The 18,592-nt window shown below is 63.0% G+C and carries 19 protein-coding genes; 3 read left to right on the forward strand and 16 right to left on the reverse strand.

Annotated elements, in window-relative coordinates:
- Positions 1 to 346: 346 nt before the first annotated feature.
- Positions 347 to 961, forward strand: a complete 615-nt coding sequence (locus tag ACSSVG_RS01625) for a class I SAM-dependent methyltransferase (RefSeq protein ID WP_231339167.1) — start codon at positions 347 to 349, stop codon at positions 959 to 961.
- On the opposite strand, the gene dapF is transcribed toward ACSSVG_RS01625, so the two are convergent.
- The 6 genes from dapF to ACSSVG_RS01655 form a co-directional block, all read right to left on the reverse strand.
- Positions 942 to 1,910 (reverse strand): diaminopimelate epimerase, encoded by a 969-nt coding sequence (gene dapF, locus ACSSVG_RS01630; RefSeq protein ID WP_492416948.1) that lies wholly within the window; start codon positions 1,908 to 1,910, stop codon positions 942 to 944. The genes ACSSVG_RS01625 and dapF overlap by 20 nt on opposite strands.
- Before the next feature lie 46 nt (positions 1,911 to 1,956).
- Entirely contained in the window at positions 1,957 to 2,874 is a 918-nt protein-coding gene (gene miaA / locus ACSSVG_RS01635) for a tRNA (adenosine(37)-N6)-dimethylallyltransferase MiaA (protein WP_492416950.1), read from the reverse strand.
- Positions 2,875 to 2,893: 19 nt separating this feature from the next.
- Positions 2,894 to 4,423, reverse strand: a complete 1,530-nt coding sequence (gene miaB / locus ACSSVG_RS01640; protein ID WP_492416951.1) for a tRNA (N6-isopentenyl adenosine(37)-C2)-methylthiotransferase MiaB — start codon at positions 4,421 to 4,423, stop codon at positions 2,894 to 2,896.
- Positions 4,423 to 4,965, reverse strand: coding sequence for a regulatory protein RecX (locus tag ACSSVG_RS01645; protein ID WP_231339163.1), 543 nt, complete (start codon positions 4,963 to 4,965; stop codon positions 4,423 to 4,425). The genes miaB and ACSSVG_RS01645 overlap by 1 nt, the downstream gene beginning before the upstream one ends.
- Positions 4,955 to 5,995, reverse strand: coding sequence for a recombinase RecA (gene recA, locus ACSSVG_RS01650; protein ID WP_090822488.1), 1,041 nt, complete (start codon positions 5,993 to 5,995; stop codon positions 4,955 to 4,957). Before recA ends, ACSSVG_RS01645 begins: the two co-directional genes overlap by 11 nt.
- Positions 5,996 to 6,242: 247 nt before the next feature.
- Positions 6,243 to 6,467, reverse strand: coding sequence for a DUF3046 domain-containing protein (locus ACSSVG_RS01655; protein WP_492416954.1), 225 nt, complete (start codon positions 6,465 to 6,467; stop codon positions 6,243 to 6,245).
- A 41-nt stretch (positions 6,468 to 6,508) separates the two neighbouring features.
- Here ACSSVG_RS01655 and ACSSVG_RS01660 point away from each other — a divergent pair, with 41 nt between their 5' ends.
- Positions 6,509 to 7,048, forward strand: a complete 540-nt coding sequence (locus ACSSVG_RS01660; RefSeq protein WP_492416955.1) for a MarR family winged helix-turn-helix transcriptional regulator — start codon at positions 6,509 to 6,511, stop codon at positions 7,046 to 7,048.
- Positions 7,049 to 7,142: 94 nt separating this feature from the next.
- Here the strand turns inward: ACSSVG_RS01660 and ACSSVG_RS01665 are convergent, their stop codons facing one another.
- The 9 genes from ACSSVG_RS01665 to ACSSVG_RS01705 form a co-directional block, all read right to left on the reverse strand.
- The gene (locus ACSSVG_RS01665; protein ID WP_014921288.1) at positions 7,143 to 7,577 is read right to left on the reverse strand and encodes a helix-turn-helix domain-containing protein; all 435 of its coding nucleotides are present in this window, start codon (positions 7,575 to 7,577) and stop codon (positions 7,143 to 7,145) included.
- Positions 7,578 to 7,714: 137 nt separating this feature from the next.
- Positions 7,715 to 8,218 carry a CinA family protein gene (locus ACSSVG_RS01670; protein ID WP_492416958.1) on the reverse strand — a complete coding sequence of 168 codons (504 nt, stop codon included), beginning with the start codon at positions 8,216 to 8,218 and terminating at the stop codon, positions 7,715 to 7,717.
- On the reverse strand, positions 8,215 to 8,817 hold the full coding sequence (gene pgsA / locus ACSSVG_RS01675; RefSeq protein ID WP_231339160.1) for a CDP-diacylglycerol--glycerol-3-phosphate 3-phosphatidyltransferase: 603 nt from the start codon (positions 8,815 to 8,817) through the stop codon (positions 8,215 to 8,217). Before pgsA ends, ACSSVG_RS01670 begins: the two co-directional genes overlap by 4 nt.
- 39 nt (positions 8,818 to 8,856) lie before the next feature.
- Positions 8,857 to 11,742 carry an FtsK/SpoIIIE family DNA translocase gene (locus ACSSVG_RS01680; RefSeq protein ID WP_231339159.1) on the reverse strand — a complete coding sequence of 962 codons (2,886 nt, stop codon included), beginning with the start codon at positions 11,740 to 11,742 and terminating at the stop codon, positions 8,857 to 8,859.
- Positions 11,743 to 11,817: 75 nt separating this feature from the next.
- Complete coding sequence (locus tag ACSSVG_RS01685; RefSeq protein WP_253467619.1) at positions 11,818 to 13,509, reverse strand: ribonuclease J; 1,692 nt, start codon at positions 13,507 to 13,509, stop codon at positions 11,818 to 11,820.
- Positions 13,510 to 13,536: 27 nt separating this feature from the next.
- Positions 13,537 to 14,448, reverse strand: coding sequence for a 4-hydroxy-tetrahydrodipicolinate synthase (dapA, locus tag ACSSVG_RS01690; RefSeq protein ID WP_231339157.1), 912 nt, complete (start codon positions 14,446 to 14,448; stop codon positions 13,537 to 13,539).
- A gap of 58 nt (positions 14,449 to 14,506) precedes the next feature.
- A complete protein-coding gene (locus tag ACSSVG_RS01695) occupies positions 14,507 to 15,343 on the reverse strand; it encodes a carbon-nitrogen hydrolase family protein (protein ID WP_492416961.1) in 837 nt (278 codons plus the stop codon).
- An 81-nt stretch (positions 15,344 to 15,424) separates the two neighbouring features.
- A complete protein-coding gene (locus tag ACSSVG_RS01700) occupies positions 15,425 to 15,790 on the reverse strand; it encodes a hypothetical protein (protein ID WP_492416963.1) in 366 nt (121 codons plus the stop codon).
- A 56-nt stretch (positions 15,791 to 15,846) separates the two neighbouring features.
- Entirely contained in the window at positions 15,847 to 16,836 is a 990-nt protein-coding gene (locus ACSSVG_RS01705; protein ID WP_492416965.1) for a GDSL-type esterase/lipase family protein, read from the reverse strand.
- A gap of 55 nt (positions 16,837 to 16,891) precedes the next feature.
- Here ACSSVG_RS01705 and ACSSVG_RS01710 point away from each other — a divergent pair, with 55 nt between their 5' ends.
- Positions 16,892 to 18,127 (forward strand): heparan-alpha-glucosaminide N-acetyltransferase domain-containing protein, encoded by a 1,236-nt coding sequence (locus ACSSVG_RS01710; RefSeq protein WP_492416967.1) that lies wholly within the window; start codon positions 16,892 to 16,894, stop codon positions 18,125 to 18,127.
- Here the strand turns inward: ACSSVG_RS01710 and ACSSVG_RS01715 are convergent.
- Positions 18,103 to 18,591: a hypothetical protein gene (locus ACSSVG_RS01715; protein ID WP_231339153.1), complete on the reverse strand. Its 489-nt coding sequence runs from the start codon at positions 18,589 to 18,591 to the stop codon at positions 18,103 to 18,105. The genes ACSSVG_RS01710 and ACSSVG_RS01715 overlap by 25 nt on opposite strands.
- Position 18,592 lies beyond the last annotated feature (1 nt).

An 18,592-nucleotide genomic window follows, 5' to 3' on the forward strand; every position in this document is an offset into this window, starting at 1 on the left:
TTCCTGGCGACCTGGAGACTGCACACTGCCCGCCCCGACCGTGCAACCGGAGTGGTTGGCGGATCAGGAAGCTGACTGGATAGTGGGATCTTCAAGGAGTCCGTGACGGGAAAAAGCCAACGGATTGTGCCGGTAGGACCTGCCTGGCGGAAAGACCCGTGCTTGGCTGGTGGCCAAGACGGGCCTGCATCGCGGGCGGTGCCGTGCTCCGCCTGATGAACCAGGCGGGTTTCGGCTATTTACTCGAAGATCAAGAACATGCGTTCCACATTATCACCCGGTGTCAAACCACCCCTTGGCCGGGGCAGTTTCCCATGGCGCCGTTAGCCAACTAATCTGGCAAATTATGGAGTCTGCACACTATTTCACCGCCCAACCAGCCGGACCTTTCACCAGAAAGCCCCTCACGGTGGAACTCGCTGGAGCCACGCGCCAGTTGCAGACCTCCTCCGGCATCTTCAGCCCCGACGGCGTCGACAAAGGTACCGCGATACTCTTCTCGGAAGTTCCGCCGCCTTCGCCGCAGGGAAACCTCTTGGACATCGGCTGTGGTTGGGGTCCCATCGCCTTGACGTTGGGCTTGATGGCACCCCATGCCAAGGTGCACGCGGTGGACGTCAACGAACGGTGCGTCACGCTGACCAACGAGAACGCCGCGGCCCTGGGCTTGACCAACGTGACGGCGAGCCTCCCCGACGAGGTGGACGCCGGCGTCGAATTCGACACGATCTGGTCCAACCCGCCCATCCGAATCGGCAAAGATGAACTTCACTCGCTCTTGCTGAAGTGGATTCCCCGCCTTGCCCCAGGAGGCAATGCATGGCTGGTGGTTCAAAAGAACCTTGGCTCCGATTCCCTCCAGCGGTGGCTCGCCGGTGAACTGGACAGCACTTACACGGTTTCGCGCGAGAGTACGTCCAAGTCTTTCAGGATTATTCGGGTCAGGAAAGCGTCCCAGTAGCCACGATGACGGCAGGGCCGCTGAGCTCTACGTGCTCGCGACCGCCCGCGCCGGGGAAGAACTTAACGTCAACGACGCCGCCGGGAACCTTGACGTGCCAATCGTTCGGCGCCGTATTGCCGGCCCAGTGACGGATGGCGACGGCGGCGGCACAGGCACCGGTACCGCATGACTGGGTCTCCCCCACGCCACGCTCATGGACTCGCATGGTGATGGTGCCCACGCCCTCTTCAACCAGCGGCTCTGCAGGAACAACAAACTCGACGTTCGTTCCGTTGGCCGGCTTGGGATCAACCACCGGCGCTTTGAACAGTTGCGTGGCCGAAAGCTCGCTGATCTCCGCAAGGGCAACCACGGTATGTGGATTGCCCATGCTGACTGAGAGGCCTGGCCTTGCCACTTCCAGCCCTTCAGCGCTGACCAGGGCATCCATGGCCTTGCTGGTGGCTTCCTGCGGGAAGATGAACTCCCACGGGCCCATATCCACGGCATAGCCGTTGGCGGTGCGAACCACTTTCTTGATGCCGCCGCGTGTTCCGATGGTCAAAGTTTCGCCCGGACCCAGGTCCACCAATTTCTCGGCAATGAGGAAGTGGACAAAGACACGAACGCCGTTACCGCACATCTCCGAGAGGGAACCGTCGCCGTTTCGGTAATCCATGAACCATTCGGCGTCCGGATCCTTCTCAAGCAGGTCCCGGCCCTCAGGGAGAAAACGTGACGGGACGGCGCGGATAAGGCCGTCTCCACCAATCCCCACGTGCCGATCGCACAGCTGTGCAACCTGCTCGGGAGTGATCTCGTGCGCGTCTCCGGGGTCGGCAATCAGGACGAAGTCGTTGCCCGTTCCGTGGCCCTTGGAAAACCCAAGACCGGTAAGGCTGGAAGCGGTTACGGGAGCACCGGCAGTTGCGGACTGCGGGGCGGGAACTGCGACGGTTTCATCCATGGGACTAGGCTACCTTCCACGCATGTTCGGCCAGAAATTGCACAGGCTACTGCGCGGCAGCTGCCACAGCCTTGGCCACCAAGCCGGGATCCTGCCAGTCGATCCAGGTGATGCGGGGATCTGCCCGGAACCACGTCAACTGGCGTCTGGCGAACTGCCTGGTGGCCACGATGGTTTCCTCCGCCGCAGCCGTGACATCACTTTCGCCGTCCAGAACCTTCAGGAACTGCGCGTAACCCAAAGCACGGGAGGCGGTCTTGCCCATCCGCAGTCCGGCAGCATCGAGGCGTTCAACCTCATCCAGGAGGCCGGCCTCCACCATCCGATGAACCCGCGTGGCCAGCCGCTCCCGGAGTACGTCCCTGTCCACGGCCAGGCCGATCTGCAGGGCAGGCTGGAAATACTCCCGCTGCGGCATGAACGAACTGAAGGGACGCCCAGTGAGCTGGTGCACTTCCAGTGCACGGATCACTCGACGGGCGTCTCCAAGGCGGGCCGCGGACACGGGATCGACGTCCTCCAGGCGGGCGCGCAGCGGTGCGAGCCCGCGCACTTCACACTCCTCTTCAAGCGCCCTTCGAATCATCGGATCAGTGCCGGGAAACTCCAGGACGTCCAAGGCTGCCCGGACATACAGTCCAGAGCCCCCCACCACGATGGCGCGTTTCCCCCGCGAGTGGATGTCCTCGATGGCAGCGCGGCATTCCTCTTGGAAGCCGGCCACGCTGGCTTCCTGTGTGACGTCCATGGTGTCCAGCAAATGGTGAGGTACGCCCTTGCGCTCCGCCACGGTGATCTTGGCCGTGCCAATATCCATGCCCCGGTAGAACTGCAAGGCATCGGCGTTGATAACCTCACCGTCCAGGGCCAACGCGAGGTTGACGCCCAGATCTGATTTGCCGGAACCGGTGGGTCCTATGACAGCAATGACAGGCTGGGGTGTTTCCTGAGGGAAATCCGACATGTGATCCGGAGGTCCGCAGCTAGGCTCGGCGAATCGGCAGCGCCGGCATGCCCAAGGACACCCCGGCCTTGCCGGAGGGCGATCCCGGGGTTGGGACCCCACAGGAATCAGCCTGGGAACGATCCCACGCATCACCAGCGCGGGAACGCCGCAAAAGATATTCCTCTGTACTGGCAGGATCCGCGACAAGGTGGAAGGCGGCTGCCTCTGTGACGGTGACTGTGACGAAGTCGCCCGGACGGGGAGCCTCAGCCCCGGCCGGCACGGAGAAGTGGACCAGTCGCTGGTCCTTGGACCGACCGGACAGCCGATGGGTTTCCCCGGCTTTTCGCCCCGATTGGGCGGTCACAAGGATTTCAACCGTACGCCCCAGCTGCTTGGCGTTCTCCTCTGCGGCGATACGGTCCTGGAGCGCAGTCAACCGTTCAAAGCGCTCTTGTACGACGGCTTTGGGGAGCTGCTCAGGCAGGTCCGCGGCCGGCGTTCCGGGACGTTTGGAGTACTGGAACGTGAAGGCCGAGGCGAAACGGGACTTCTCCACGACATCAAGGGTCGCTTGGAAATCCTCCTCTGTTTCACCGGGGAACCCGACAATGATGTCCGTGGTGATGGCTGCGTTCGGAATCCGCTCACGGACCTTGTCCAGGATCCCGAGGAACCGGCTGGACCGGTAAGAACGCCGCATGTCCTTGAGGACCTTGTCCGAACCGGACTGCAACGGCATATGCAGCTGCGGCATCACGTTGGACGTCTCAGCCATGGCATCGATAACGTCGTCGGTGAATGCGGCCGGGTGCGGGCTGGTGAAGCGGACGCGCTCCAGACCTTCGATCGCACCGCAGGCGCGCAGGAGTTTCGAGAACGCCTCACGGTCGCCGAATTCCACGCCATAGGAGTTCACGTTCTGACCCAGCAGGGTCACTTCCACAGCCCCGTCGTCCACCAGGGCCTGTATTTCGGCGAGGATCTCCCCTGGACGGCGGTCCTTTTCCTTGCCGCGGAGAGAGGGCACTATGCAGAACGTGCAGGTGTTGTTGCAACCCACGGAGATGGAAACCCACCCCGAGTAAACGGAGTCGCGCTTCGTGGGAAGGGTTGAGGGGAAGACATCCAGTGACTCGAGGATCTCAAGTTGTGCCTCGTTGTTGTGGCGGGCACGCTTCAGCAAGGCCGGCAGCGCGCCGACGTTGTGGGTTCCGAACACGGCGTCAACCCACGGCGCCTTCTTGACTATGGTTTCCCTGTCCTTTTGGGCCAGGCAACCACCGACAGCGATCTGCATGCCCGGGTTTTCCGCTTTGACCTGCCTCAGTTGGCCGAGGTTTCCGTAGAGTTTATTGTCCGCGTTTTCCCGAACAGCGCAGGTGTTGAAAACCACCACGTCAGCGGGCTCACCCTCGGCGGGCACGTAGCCCGCGTCCTCCAGGAGTCCCGCCATGCGCTCTGAATCATGGACGTTCATTTGGCAGCCGAAAGTGCGGACCTGATAGGTCCTGGGCTTATCCGAAGGAGTGGTGGCAGCTGCTGGGGAGGGAATGGTCAAACTCACTACTCAAGGGTACCGGCTTCTGCCAGCACCTCACCGACGATTCTGAAGGCCACGGACGGGGCGTAGCCCTTGCGTGCCAACATGGATGCCAGCCGGCGCGTGTATTTGTCCCGCTCCGCACGATCCGCCAGGTCGACGCCTGGCCGCAGCTTGCGCTCAACAAGCTCGCGTGCGGCCAGTTCCTCGTCTTGATCACTGAGCTGCGACAGGGCTTCTTCGGCCGCATCCAGTTCAATACCCTTATCAGCCAACTCGCGACGAAGTGCGCCCTTGGCAAGTTTCTTGCTTTGCGAACGACTCCGGACCCACATCCTGGCGAACTCTGCATCATCGATCAGCTGGACCTCTTCGAACCGGTCCAAGACCGCTTCGGCAACATCCTGGGGAACATTTCGTTCTGCGAGTTTGCGGGCCAGCTGCAGCCGGCTCCGCGGCGCCATCGTCAATTGCCTCAGGACGATGGCACGCGCCACGGATTCGGGGTCAGGCTCGGGATCGGCGGATACGGACGAATCCGGATCCGGCCCTCTCCTAACCGTCAACGGCCTTCAGCTTCGGGGAGTCTTCCTCCGGCTTGACCCCAACGCCAAGCTTTTCCTTGATCAGGCGCTCCAGCTCCTGGGCAAGCTCAGGGTTGTCCCGCAGGAACCGCCGCGAGTTCTCCATGCCCTGGCCCAGCTGATCGCCGTCGTACGTGAACCACGAGCCGGACTTCTTGATGATGCCGTGCTCGACACCCATGTCAATGATGCCGCCCTCACGGGAGATGCCCTGGCCGTAGATGATATCGAACTCGGCGATTTTGAACGGCGGAGCCATTTTGTTTTTGACGATCTTTGCCTTGGTGCGGTTACCGACGGAATCCGCACCTTCCTTCAATGTCTGGATGCGACGAACGTCGATGCGCACGGAGGCGTAGAACTTCAGCGCCTTACCACCCGTGGTGGTTTCCGGGGATCCGAAGAAGACACCGATCTTTTCACGCAGCTGGTTGATAAAGATTGCGGTGGTCTTGGTCTGGCTCAGGCGGCCCGTGATCTTACGCAAGGCCTGGCTCATGAGGCGGGCTTGGAGACCAACGTGGGAGTCGCCCATTTCGCCTTCGATTTCGGCGCGGGGAACCAATGCTGCCACGGAGTCAATGACCACGATGTCCAGCGAGCCTGAGCCCACCAGCATGTCCATGATTTCCAGCGCCTGCTCACCGGTATCCGGCTGGGAGACCAGGAGTGCGTCGGTGTCCACGCCAAGCTTGGCAGCGTAGTCCGGGTCAAGGGCGTGTTCGGCGTCAATGAAGGCCGCGATGCCACCGGCTCGCTGGGCGTTGGCTACAGCGTGCAGCGCAACAGTGGTCTTACCCGATGATTCCGGGCCATAGATTTCCACGACGCGGCCGCGAGGCAGGCCGCCAATGCCAAGGGCGACATCCAGTGCAATGGAGCCGGTAGGGATGACCTCGATAGGAGCGCGGGTGTCATCACCCAGGCGCATGATGGAGCCTTTGCCGAACTGCTTGTCGATCTGGGCAAGCGCTGCTTCGAGCGCCTTCTCACGATCCGGGGTTGCCGCCATGGTTCACACCTCTGATGCTTTCTCGCTGTGGAGTGGCCCGAAGGGCCGCTTTCCTGTCTTGTCAGACGCTATTACGCTGCACTGACATTTTTCCAAGCCGACTCCGGCTATGTGGACAACCGGGCATTCCGGATGCCCGGATAAGCGGCCTTCAGGATCAATTTTCCTCTCACAGGAGCATATCCCCATCCGAACAGATATTCGAACAACGGCCCGGCGTGTCCCCACCGCCGCGGGGGTTCCGATCTCAGCTCGAGGCCGGCTTGATGTCCCGACCCAACCTGCGCTCCGGAGGTACGTCCTGGACTTCGCATACGGCCAACCACACCTCGCGGGGGTGGAAACCGGAGGCCAGCGCCTCCACGGCAGTACGTCCACCAACGCCGGCGAGTACCAGGGAGCCAGCCAGGACACGGGAATAGCCTGCCCCGAATTCATCGTCCATCAAACGCCAAAAGTCACTTGCCCTCACGGATAGAGTCTCTCACGGAGCCGGACTCTAGAATGGTTGCCATGAGCAATCCTCTCCCGAGCACGCCCGATCAGGCCGTGCCAGGCGACGCCGTGGACGACGCCCTCCAGCAGGTGGAACACCAGCTGAGCCTGCTCTGGCGCCGCGCCCGATCGATTTCCCATCAGTTGTCGCGCCAGGTCCACCCTGACATGGAACCGGCCGCCTACGGGCTGCTTACCGTCATCCGACGGGAAGGCCCCATCCGGCTTACGGACCTCGCCACGTGCATTGGCGTAGGCAAGCCGTCCGTGAGCCGCCAGATCGCCTTCCTGGAAAGCATCGGCCTCGTGTACAAGGAAGCGGACCCGCAGGACGGCAGGGCCCAGTCCATCCGCCTGACGGACAAGGGCGAGGAAAAGATGCACCAGGTCCAGGATGCCCGCAGGCAGGTCTTCCGCGAACGGCTGGGCGAATGGCCCCTGGAGGATGTTCAGACGCTTGCCGACTACATGGGCAGGCTCAACGCCATCTACGGCGACGGCGTGCTCAATGTCAAGGAACCGGAAACAGACGCCCACGACAAACCAGCAGGCGATTGACGGGAACCTGCGCCAACCGGCGCCTCAGTTAATCCAAACGACGAAGGTCCCCAGCCATTGGCTGGGGACCTTCGTCGTAATTCTGGTGGAGCGGCTACCGGGCCCCGGAGAGCATTCCCTGCGGGAAGTCGTCCGTAAGGTCCAGGTCGCGACCGTAGCGCTGGGAGAATTCCTGCGGAACGGTGTCCGGTACGGCCACGCCTTCGGCAACGGCCACGCGGTCGCTGACTTCGCGGAGCATGTGGGACAACGGAACATCCAGGGCTGTGCAGATAGAAGACAGGAGCTCGGAAGAAGCCTCCTTCTGGCCGCGTTCAACTTCACTCAAGTATCCAAGTGAGACGCGGGCGCTGTGCGAAACCTCGCGGAGGGTACGGCCCTGACGCTGGCGGACATCGCGCAGTACATCACCGATCTCGTGGCGTAGTACAACCATTTTGCGCTCCTTCTGTTCGCTCTGTGCCTGATCAGCCAAGCCCACATCCTTCCAGCGGACAACGCCGTTTACGGATACGGGCTGCTTTACCATCTGTATCGCCTTGCTCCCTCGTTCATCCGGTTCGCTGGCTGGCGGACCGGGTTGGTTTCTACATCCTAGGCGCCCCGGCTCTTCCGAAGCGACACAATGACACAACTATTGGCAATCAGTTTTTGTTCCCGGCTACTTTACGAACGGTAACCAACGTCGGTCAGCGCGGCAAGAAGGCGCGCCAAGGCAGCGTCCCGGGCCTGCTCCCGGATGGACTGCCGGTCACCTGAGAACCCATATTCGAAAGCTTCGGTTCCAGAGTCGGTGGCTATCCCAATAAAGACCGTTCCCACCGCTTTGCCATCGTGGGACTCTGGACCTGCGACGCCGGTAGTGGATACCCCCACGTTGGCAGCGCAGGCTCGACGGGCGCCGTCGGCCATGGCCTTCGCAACGGCACCGTCAACGGAACCGACGACCGCAAGCAACTCCTCCGGGACACCCAGGACGCCTGCTTTGACGGAGTTTTGATACGCGACTACGCCGCCCTGAAGCATTCCTGAAGCGCCCGGCGTGCTGGCCAGTGCAGCGGCCACCATTCCAGCGGTCAACGACTCAGCCGTGGCCACCGTCACGTTCTTCGCGATCGCGGCGCCGACGACCGCCGTCGCGGTTTCGCCCCCACCGTCACGGGACGTCACGCGCGACGTCCCGCCGCGCGGAGCTTGAGTGCCTGGATGACATATTCGACGCCGGTCCACAGAGTGATGCCAAGGGCCAGCATCATGACCCAGAAGGCGACGTCACCCAGCCAGGGGGCGATCGCCTTCAGCGGAAGGATGTACAGGAAAATTGCAACGGTCTGGACCACGGTCTTCAGCTTCCCGCCACGGGAGGCCGGCATAACGCCGTACCGGATGACAACGAACCGAAGTGCGGTAATCCCCCACTCCCGCACCAGGATGAGGATGGTCACCCACCAGGGCAGCTCCCCGAGGATGGACAACAGCACCAGGGCGGAACCAATGAGCAGCTTGTCCGCTATGGGATCGGCGATTTTGCCGAAGTTCGTGATGAGGCCACGCGCCCGGGCGATGTCGCCGTCGAGCTTGTCCGTGTAGATGGCTACCGCAAAAGCCACCACGGCGGCCCAGCGCCAGAGCCCGTACTCGCCGTTGTCCGCCAGCAGGAACCAGACGAAAAAGGGAACCAGGGCGATGCGGAGCATCGTGAGGATGTTGGGCAGGTTCCAGACATCGGAGCTGCTGGAAGTCGCGTTATCACCCTCGGCTGTAGTCACTCCTCTAGGCTACCGTCTTTGGGGCGTCCGCCTTTTGAGTTACCGCCCCGTGAGCGACCAGGCGTCTTCGCCGCCTTCATCGTCGTCATCGGGGCCGTCAGCGCCGTCGTAGTACTCAACGGCCTGCGTCCGGTTGTCCAGGTCCGCCTGGACCAAATCCTCAGCGTAACCGCCGACGGCGATGTTCGAGTTCGCGTTGTCGCTCAAGGCCGCTGTGTGGGCGTCAGGCGCAGCAGGTGACTCCTGGCCCTTCATCGCTGCCAGAACGGCCGCGAGGTCGTCGGGTTTGACCAGCACGTCGCGGGCCTTGGATCCCTCGGAGGGGCCCACGACGCCACGGGATTCGAGGAGGTCCATGAGGCGTCCGGCCTTCGCGAAGCCCACACGGAGCTTGCGCTGGAGCATCGACGTTGATCCGAACTGCGTGGTGACCACAAGCTCGGTCGCCTGCAGCAGGACCTCAAGGTCGTCTCCGATGTCGTCGTCGATCTGCTTCTTCGGGGCTTCGGCAGCGACGTCGTCCCGGTACACAGCTTGAAGCTGTCCCTTGACGTGTTCCACAACTTTATGGATCTCTGATTCCGTGACCCAGGCACCCTGGACACGCATTGCCTTCGAGGCGCCCATCGGCAGGAACAACGCGTCGCCCTGGCCGATGAGCTTCTCTGCGCCCGGCTGGTCCAGCACGACGCGGGAGTCCGTCACGGACGAGGTCGCAAAGGCCATACGGGACGGCACATTCGCCTTGATCAGGCCCGTGACAACATCCACGGACGGGCGCTGGGTTGCCAGGACGAGGTGGATACCGGCGGCACGGGCAAGCTGGGTAATGCGGACGATCGAGTCTTCGACGTCGCGCGGCGCCACCATCATAAGGTCGGCGAGCTCGTCCACGATCACCAGCAGGTACGGGTAGGGCTTGATGATCCGCTTGGAGTCCACTGGCGGCACCACCTTGCCCGCACGGACTGCCTTGTTGAAATCGTCGATGTGCTTGTAACCGTAGTTGGCGAGGTCGTCGTAGCGGGCATCCATCTCACGAACCACCCATTGCAAGGCCTCCGCGGCCTTCTTGGGGTTGGTGATGATGGGTGTGATCAAGTGCGGGACACCCTCGTAGGCCGTGAGTTCCACGCGCTTGGGGTCCACCATGACCATGCGCACCTCGTCCGGGGTGGCGCGCATCAGGATGGAGGTAATCATGGAGTTCACGAAGCTCGACTTACCAGCGCCGGTGGCACCGGCCACGAGCAAGTGGGGCATCTTGGCAAGGTTGGCCACCACGTAGCCGCCCTCGACGTCCTTGCCGACTCCCATGACCATGGGGTGGTCCGTCCGGCGGGCATTCTGGCTGCGCAGAACATCGCCCAACGAGACCGTTTCGCGGTCCGTGTTGGGAATCTCGATACCGATGGCGGATTTGCCGGGAATGGGGCTCAGGATACGGACATCACTCGAGGCGACAGCGTAGGAAATGTTCTTGGACAGAGCAGTAACACGCTCCACTTTGGTGCCCGGAGACAGCTCGATCTCATAGCGGGTCACCGTAGGACCACGGCTGAAGCCAGTCACTGCGGCATCCACGTTGAACTGGGTGAGAGTGTCCGTCAGGGCGGCGACGACGGCGTCATTCGCCTCCGTGCGCTCCTTCGGAATGGAGCCGGGCGTCAGATAATCAGAGGCCGGAAGGGTGTACGTGACATCCCCGGCGAGTGACAGCTGCTCCGTGCGCTGCGGAATCGGAGCCTGCGGGAGCGGCGCGCCGGCCGGCTTCGCGGGGACCTGGGCGATAGTGGGGGCAGGTGCCATCATTTCCGGAGTGATGACAGGGATGGCCTCGGTGGGGTTGTCGATGCCGGGGGCAGCTCCAAGGCCCTGGGCAGCTCCAAGGCCTTGGGCGGCCTTGATTTTCCCGACGGCGATCTCCGCCTGGGTAGGGCGCCGTACGCCCGGCGGAACCCGCGGCGCGGACGCGCCGGTATCTTCGTCGTCGTCGACTATTGCATGCTCGAAAGCCTCGTCGCCAACGTAGCCTTCCAGGCCGGCGTCGGGTTCCTCATCCTTGCCGAAGAGGCGCATGCGCTTCTTCTTCTTGGGCTTGGCGGTCCCGTCATTCTCGTAGAGGTAGCTCCGGTCATGGGCGTCCTTGCCGGACTCGTCCAAAAGATCAACGCCCATGAGGTGCTCATAGGCGCCCCGGATCCGGGCCGGAATGGCGCCGAACGGGGTGGCAGTGACGATGAGGAAGGAGACAAATGCCAACAGGCTGTAGAGGACCACCGGAACAGCGACGTGGATTGCAGCCAAGGGCGCGGCGGCGAGGAAGCCCAGCATGCCGCCTGCCCGGCGGAGGCCGTCGAATCCATCCGCCACTGTGGGCAGGCCACCAATGACGTGGGCCAGGCCGGAACCGGCCAGGGTCATGATCATGAAGCCGATGCCTACCCGGTTGTTTCCCCGGCCATCCTGGGGCTTCCGGAACAAGCGGAAGGCGCAGACAAAAAGCATGAACGGCAGAATCAGGGACATCCAGCCAAACGTTCCGTTGACCACACTGAAGACGATGTCCGGGAGCCAGCCCGTGAGGCCCCACCAGGCGAAGGTGGCGATCGTGATCCCAAGTACCAGGTTGAACAGGGCTGCGCCGTCGCGGCGATCCGCTGGGTCGAGGTCGCTCACGTCGTAACCGATGCGCCGCACCCCGGCACCGACCACGTGGCCTATGCCCTGCCAGAAACCCGAAAGCATGCGCAATGGCAGCGGAGCCTGGGGTTCGACGGCGGCCGCTTGCTTGGCGCGGGCAGTGCTTCCCCGGCCGTTCCTGGCTGCGGCTGCGCTGCTTTTGGATGCAGCTCCGCCCCGGCCTGTGCCGCCGGATTTACTGCTGGAGCTGCCTCGTGGCGTGGAGGTAGTACGGGTCGCCATACGTGCCACGGTACCGCAAGGGGGCCTGAAATCCGCGGATTTCAGGCCCCCTTGGGAATGCATGTTGCTTGCGGGCTACGCCTCCAGGACCACCGGGATGATCATGGGGCGGCGGCGGAGCTTGCGGTTGACCCACGTGCCGATGATCCGGCGCACCACCTGCTGCAACTGATGGTTGGTGTGGTCTGCGTGATTCAGCACGGCTTCTTCCAGCGCGGCGTTGATCTTGGGAATGATCTCATCGAAGACAGAGTCGTCCTCCGCCACGCCACGGGCATGGATTTCCGGTCCGGACACGATCTTGCCGGTGGTGCGGTTGATGACCGTGATGATGGAAATGAAGCCCTCATCGCCCAGGATGCGGCGGTCCTTGAGGTCGGCGTCGGTGATTTCGCCCACGCTTGAACCGTCGACGTACACGAATCCAACCTCCACCTGCCCAACAATGTTGGCCTTGTGGTCCTTGAGGTCGATTACTGTGCCGTTGTCGCTGAGGATGATGCCATCGGACGGCACACCGGATTCCAGCGCGATGTTGCCGTTGGCGATCAGGTGGCGGGTTTCGCCATGCACAGGCATCGCGTTCAGGGGCTCGAGGATGTTGTAGCAGTACAGCAGCTCGCCAGCCGCTGCGTGTCCGGACACGTGAACCTTCGCAGTGCCCTTGTGAATCACGTCTGCGCCCAGCTTGAGGAGGCCGTTGATGATGCGGAATACGGCGTTCTCGTTGCCGGGGATCAAGCTGGAGGCCAGGATGACGGTGTCACCCTGTCCAACTACCACCCGGTGGTCGCCGTTGGCCATCCGGGAAAGGGCAGCCATGGGCTCGCCCTGGGAACCAGTGGACATGAGGACCACACGGTCGTCCGGCATGTTGTCGATGTTCTTGATGTCCACCAGGATGCCGTCCGGCACATCCAAGTACCCCAGCTTGGCCGCGATGGCCATGTTGCGCACCATGGACCGGCCCACGAAGGCAACCTTGCGGCCGTGCTTGGCTGCGGCGTCAAGGACTTGCTGGACCCGGTGAACGTGGGAGGAGAAGGAAGCCACGATGATGCGCTTCTTGGCCTGCCCGAACAACCGGTCCAAGGTGGGACCAATTTCCTTCTCAGCCGTGGTGAACCCAGGGACGTCTGCGTTGGTGGAATCGGCCATGAAAAGGTCCACGCCCTCTTCACCCAGTCGCGCGAAGTGGCGGAGGTCCGTGATGCGGCCATCCAGCGGCAACTGGTCCATCTTGAAGTCGCCAGTGTGGAGTACCGTGCCGCCCTCCGTCCGGATGAAGACTGCCAACGCATCCGGGATGGAGTGGTTGACGGCTATGAATTCGCACTCGAACGGGCCAAACTGCTCCACCTGGCCCTCAGTAACGGTCAGGGTGTAAGGCTTGATCCGGTGTTCCTGGAGCTTTGCTTCCACCAAGGCCAGGGTGAGCTGTGATCCGATCAGGGGAATATCGGCTTTGAGACGCAACAGGTAAGGAACGGCACCGATGTGGTCCTCGTGACCGTGTGTCAGCACGACGCCTACTACATCCTGGAGGCGGTCCTCGATGTACGAGAAATCGGGCAGGATCAGGTCGACTCCGGGCTGGGTCTCTTCGGGGAAGAGTACGCCACAGTCAACGACCAGCAATTTGCCGTCGATTTCAAAGACCGCCATGTTGCGGCCGATCTCTCCCAGGCCACCGAGCGGAACAATCCGCAGTGTGCCTTTCGGCAGTTTCGGCGGCGTAACCAGTCCGGGAAGGGCGGTTTGGGTCATATTGTGCTACTTTCCGGCGGTACCGGCCTAGACGTTGAAGTCCATTCCGGCTTCCGCCAAATCCCCGCGGATGATTTCGATCTCGGCCGCGTCCGGCTCCACGAGGGGCAAACGGACAACCGAGTTGGGCAGGACTCCCTGCCACTTGAGAATCTGTTTGGCGGCTACTGCGCCCTGGACCCGCGTCATGGTTCCACGAACCACCGGTTCCAGTTCAAAGTTGATGGTCCTCGCCGTAGCGAGGTCGCTGGCGTTCACGGCGTCGATCAGGTCACGGAAGCGACGCGTGGCCACGTGGGTAGTGACGCCCACCAGGCCGACGGCGCCCAGCGCCATCCACTGAAGGGTCAATCCGTCATCGCCGGAGTAGAAGAGCAGGTCCGTCTCAGCCATGACACGTGTCGCGGCGGCGAAATCTGCCTTGGCATCCTTAACTGCCACGATGTTCTGGTGCTTGGCCAGGCCGATCATGGTTTCCGGAGCAATCGCAATGGAGGAACGGCCCGGGATGTCGTACACCATGACGGGCAGGTCCGTTGAGGAGGCAATCGTCTCGAAGTGCGCGCGGACGCCGGCCTGGCTTGGCTTGTTGTAGTAAGGGGTGACGATCAGGAGGCCGTCGACACCTACCTCTGCTGCGCGCTGGGACAGGTGGACGGAGTGGGCAGTGTCATTGGTGCCCGTTCCGGCAATAATGGCAGCCTTGCCGCCGACGGCTTCTTTGACCGCCCGGAACATGCCAAGGTTCTCATCGTCCGTGAGCGTTGAGGTCTCTCCGGTGGTACCCGTGACCACGAGTCCGTCGCAACCGTCCTGCACGAGCTTCTCTGCCAGTGCGGCTGCTTGCTCATAGTCAACCTTGCCGTCCTCGGTGAACGGGGTGACCATGGCGGTCAGGAGGGTACCAAGGGCGGGACTGTGGGCGCGCGAGTCAGACATAAGAAAAACGTTACCCTGTCACGGGCTTGTTACAAGAATGGGTTCCGCGTGATGGTCCTCATGCTTCGCCGCCGGACCTGTAGGCGTGGAGGCGGGACCGGTCCAATGCCACCACGGCGACCTCCGTTCCAGTGCCTGCCGCCTGAGCCAGGGCCGCACCGTCCGGACCCCACGCCCCGCTGAGCCCACAAGAGGCACCCAACGGGGTTTGCCCGCCAAGGTTGGCCAACAAACCGAACATCCTGTGGTCCATGGAACGGGCGCCCATATGGAGGCCGAGACGAAGTTCATCACCGCTCGAGTACAGGGCAGACACTGCATACACGTCCGCCTTCGCCTCAGCGGCGGCCCCGGCGTGGGTCGGATAAGCCGCATCGGCGCAAACAGCGAGCGCCACCCGCCATCCGTCAATATCGATAATTCCCGGGCCGCTTCCCCGCACAAACAGCTCACGCTCTGCCCCATGCAAGTGCGTCTTGAAGACGGCTTTGACGGTACCGTCCGGGCCAATGATGAGCGAAGCCAGCCGGGGAGTCTGGTCGGCCTCCCGCCAGGCTGCTCCGATAATGGCCGTGGTTTGCGTGCGGGCACAGACGTCCCGGAGGGGCTGGAGCCTCGTATCACCGTCGCTCAGCCACGGTGATGGCCGACCAGAGGGACCTGTCCCCTCCAACACGCCCAGCTCATAACCCGTCAGTGAGAGTTCGGGAAAGAGAACCAACCGCGCGCCGCGGGCATGGGCTTGCTCCACTAGCGCCACGTGGGCGGCAACGTTTGCCTCCACCGCTTCTCCCCCGACACCCGGCAGCAACGCCTCATATTGAACGACGGCGGCCCGTAATGTTGCCGCTGCCGATGGCTCTTCGCCTGGACGGGGCTTGGTCTCAACTGGCATGGCTTCAGATGGCGAACTATCCAGGTGCTGGGCCGGCAGGTGCATGGGGGCTTGCGGGGGCATCAGGTTCACCCGGCCAGCTTATTCCGCTGCAGCCCGACTTCCATCAGGCAAGGGGATCCCGGGCGTCCGCGCAGGCTGCTCTGAGCAATACGTTGCGACGGCCCGATCCTTGAGTTGCTCTGCCCAGGCCACCAAACGCTGCGAAGCGCGGACATATTCGAACAGCTCCAGCGGCGTCAGTGAATCCACGTCAGCCTCCGATAGCCTGCGGGCCAACTCAGGCCCCGGCGGTTGCTCGGCCAGGACTGTTCCTTCACGGCGCCACTGGGTGTCTTCGGGAGGTTCTCCCGCCACGAGTTGCCTGAACAGGAAGTCGACCACGCCGGGGCTCATCGCTTTCATGGGGCCGGCAAGGCCTTCGGGTGGCTTGGGAACGTCGTTCATCCTGCCATGTTATTCGAACATATATTCGAAGACAAGGCCTTGGACGCCGGGCGCGGTCAGTTGTTCGCGTTGGCGACGGCCGCCAACTGTGGACCCAACCTGCTGGCCATGAGTCGGTATCCGTCGTTGTTCGGGTGCAATGTGTCGGGCATCAGTGCGGCAGCCTCCTCCGGAGTGAACACTTCCTCGCCATTCACCAGATGGATGCGGATGTCGCCGCGTTCGCGGATTGCCCGGACCACGCCTGTAAGTGCCCTCCTGTAGTCGGCGAGCGTCCACCCGGCCGCATTGGGCATGTCCTCCCGTGGAAGGGACAAAACGGGAGAGATAACAGCGATGGGAACGCCGGGGTGTGCCCGTCGGATGTTGCTGAGGAAACCCAGGACCTGGCTGGCGAATGTCCGTCCCGAAAATGCGGCTACGTTGTAGGTGTTGATGCCCAGGCACAAGGAAATGAAGTCAGCGGGAAGTTGGCCGATGGTGCTCTCAGCTGCTGGGTCCAGTTGGCATTCGCCGCCAAATCCGAGTGACTGCAACTGCCAGCCGTACTGTCTTGCAACCAGCGCTGGCCATGCTTCGGAGGGCCCGTCGGCCTGCCTGCATTGGGTGATGGAACTGCCATAGGCGATCCACCGTTTGCCGGTTTCCGCGGCAACCTTCACGTCCTCGCCTTTCAGCGAAACCTCCAGCACCCTCAGGAAACCGTACTGTGGCAACCACAGCTGAACAGTTGATTGCGGAGGCAGGGCACCCAGATCGAGATCGTGGCTGACGCGTCCCGCGCTGGGCACGCGGTGGCGAAGGACGCCGTTCACCAGGACGTCGAACGGGGACCCATCTTCCGGACCTTCGGCTTCTATCACCAGATGCCCGGACGTCGCCGTCCATGTCGCATGTATTCCGGCGCACATCCTGGCCCGCTCTTCCAAGCCATCCGTGGCCGGGGGCATGAACAGGGCACCGTCAAGGCGCCGGAACTGGTGCCAGCCGTCGGCGTCGTGGACGATCGTGAAAGCTCCAGCCCATTGGGCGTTGACGGATTCCATGCCATAGGACTCTACCGCTGCCCCGGCTCACAGTTGGCTATGAGACCATCGCAGCATGACTTCGCAAGAGACGGCGCCTCCGCGGAAAGCAGGCGGTGGCGGCACGATCTCCTCCCGGCTCACGGGGATAGACGCCGCCCGGGGTGCAGCGTTGCTTGGCATGATGTCCACGCACCTGGTACCAACGTTCGGGCCCTCCCCGCTGTGGGAGCCGACGTTCGTGGGATTGGTCTTTTCGGGGCGGTCTGCAGCACTGTTTGCCGTCCTTGCCGGCATCGGCCTGGCACTGAGTACCGGTAAGCAGGAGCCACGGAAAGGCAGCGAACTGTGGGCCGCCAGGGGTGGCGTCGCCATGCGCGCCCTGGTGATTGCCGTCGTCGGCCTCACCTTGGGAGGCCTGGACGTCAACATCGCCGTCATCCTGGTGCACTACGCCGTACTTTTCCTGTGTATTCTTCCGTTCCTTGGCCTGCGGCTAAGGGCACTGTGTTTCTGGGCGCTGGGGTGGATCCTCGTCTCCCCTGTGCTGGCGTACCTGGTCCGGCCCCTTCTGTTGGACGCCACCCCTCCGCTGCAGCTGGGCCACAACCCGAACAGCGAGGACCTGGGGACGCCCGGGCGCCTTCTCGCCGACCTGTTCTTCACGGGCTACTACCCGGTGTTCCAGTGGATCTCGTATCTCCTGATCGGACTGGTGATCGGCCGTTTGGCGCTGACAACCGCGAAGGTCCAGTTGCGGTTGTTGACCACCGGAATCGTCGTGGCCACCGCCGCGAAGCTCGTCGGATTCCTTGCCATGGAGGCTTGGGGCGGCCGGGCCGCGCTGGAGGCGCTCCCCGGAACCAGGGGCTACCCGCTGGAGAGCATGCTTCAGGTCAACCTGACCGGGCTGGAGCAGACAGGCTCCTGGTGGTGGTTGGCCACCGCGTCCCCGCATGCAGGGACCACCCTGGACCTGCTGCACAGCGGTGGCACGGCGGCCGCTGTGGTGGGTTTCTTCCTGCTGCTCGGCACCGTGGCCGAACGCATCAAGTTCAACGTCCTCTTGGTGCTCAGCGGGCCGGGTGCCATGACGCTGAGCCTCTATTCAGCCCACGTGTGGGTAGTGTCCGGATTCACCAACCAGCCGTTACCTGCAGGGTGGACCGACGAAGGCATGTATTGGACCCAAGCGCTCTGCGCCGTCGCCATTGGCGTGTGCTTTGCCTTGCTCCGGCGCCGCGGGCCTCTGGAATGGGCGGCCCACACGGCGTCGAGGCTGGGCAGCTACCGGCCCGCTGCGGTGGGCTGAGAGCGGAAGAGCTTCACGGCGTCGCGCATTGACGCCCGGGCGCGCTTACGGTCCCCTGAGGCATCGTAGGCGCAGCTCAGCCTGAACCAGGAGCGCCAATCGTCCGGCGCGGCTTCGGCTTCGGCCCGGTACTTCTCAAACTCGGCATCCGCGGCAGCACGGACAATCCGCCCACCCGGCGTACGCGGCAAAGTGTCCTCGGGCAAGCCGCCTTCAGCTTCCAGCACCTTGGCCATCTGCTCCGTGCGGGCGCCGAAGAGGAGCTCACGGATGAGGGCCCACGCACCAACTACGGGCAGGACCAGATAGGCCGCCCCAATGCCCTTGGCCACCAGGTTGGGGTCGCCGAGCAGGAGGAACGAACGCTGCACGGAGACCACCAGGTACAGCACCAACAGCAAGGTGATGGCGCCGACCCAGATTTTGGTGCGGTTCTTCTTCAACGACGTCCAAAAATTTCCCATG

This window comes from Paenarthrobacter sp. E2MeOHC11 (genome assembly GCF_058744955.1).

Coding starts and splice junctions, on each gene's coding strand:
- ACSSVG_RS01695 (WP_492416961.1), bottom strand. CDS start 15,343: ATGCCAGTTGAGACCAAGCCCCGTCCAGGCGAAGAGCCATCGGCAGCG.
- ACSSVG_RS01710 (WP_492416967.1), top strand. CDS start 16,892: ATGACTTCGCAAGAGACGGCGCCTCCGCGGAAAGCAGGCGGTGGCGGC.
- ACSSVG_RS01700 (WP_492416963.1), bottom strand. CDS start 15,790: ATGAACGACGTTCCCAAGCCACCCGAAGGCCTTGCCGGCCCCATGAAA.
- ACSSVG_RS01665 (WP_014921288.1), bottom strand. CDS start 7,577: ATGGTAAAGCAGCCCGTATCCGTAAACGGCGTTGTCCGCTGGAAGGAT.
- ACSSVG_RS01680 (WP_231339159.1), bottom strand. CDS start 11,742: ATGGCGACCCGTACTACCTCCACGCCACGAGGCAGCTCCAGCAGTAAA.
- dapF (WP_492416948.1), bottom strand. CDS start 1,910: ATGGATGAAACCGTCGCAGTTCCCGCCCCGCAGTCCGCAACTGCCGGT.
- ACSSVG_RS01685 (WP_253467619.1), bottom strand. CDS start 13,509: ATGACCCAAACCGCCCTTCCCGGACTGGTTACGCCGCCGAAACTGCCG.
- ACSSVG_RS01705 (WP_492416965.1), bottom strand. CDS start 16,836: ATGGAATCCGTCAACGCCCAATGGGCTGGAGCTTTCACGATCGTCCAC.
- miaA (WP_492416950.1), bottom strand. CDS start 2,874: ATGTCGGATTTCCCTCAGGAAACACCCCAGCCTGTCATTGCTGTCATA.
- dapA (WP_231339157.1), bottom strand. CDS start 14,448: ATGTCTGACTCGCGCGCCCACAGTCCCGCCCTTGGTACCCTCCTGACC.
- ACSSVG_RS01715 (WP_231339153.1), bottom strand. CDS start 18,591: ATGGGAAATTTTTGGACGTCGTTGAAGAAGAACCGCACCAAAATCTGG.
- ACSSVG_RS01660 (WP_492416955.1), top strand. CDS start 6,509: ATGAGCAATCCTCTCCCGAGCACGCCCGATCAGGCCGTGCCAGGCGAC.
- recA (WP_090822488.1), bottom strand. CDS start 5,995: ATGGCGGCAACCCCGGATCGTGAGAAGGCGCTCGAAGCAGCGCTTGCC.
- ACSSVG_RS01625 (WP_231339167.1), top strand. CDS start 347: ATGGAGTCTGCACACTATTTCACCGCCCAACCAGCCGGACCTTTCACC.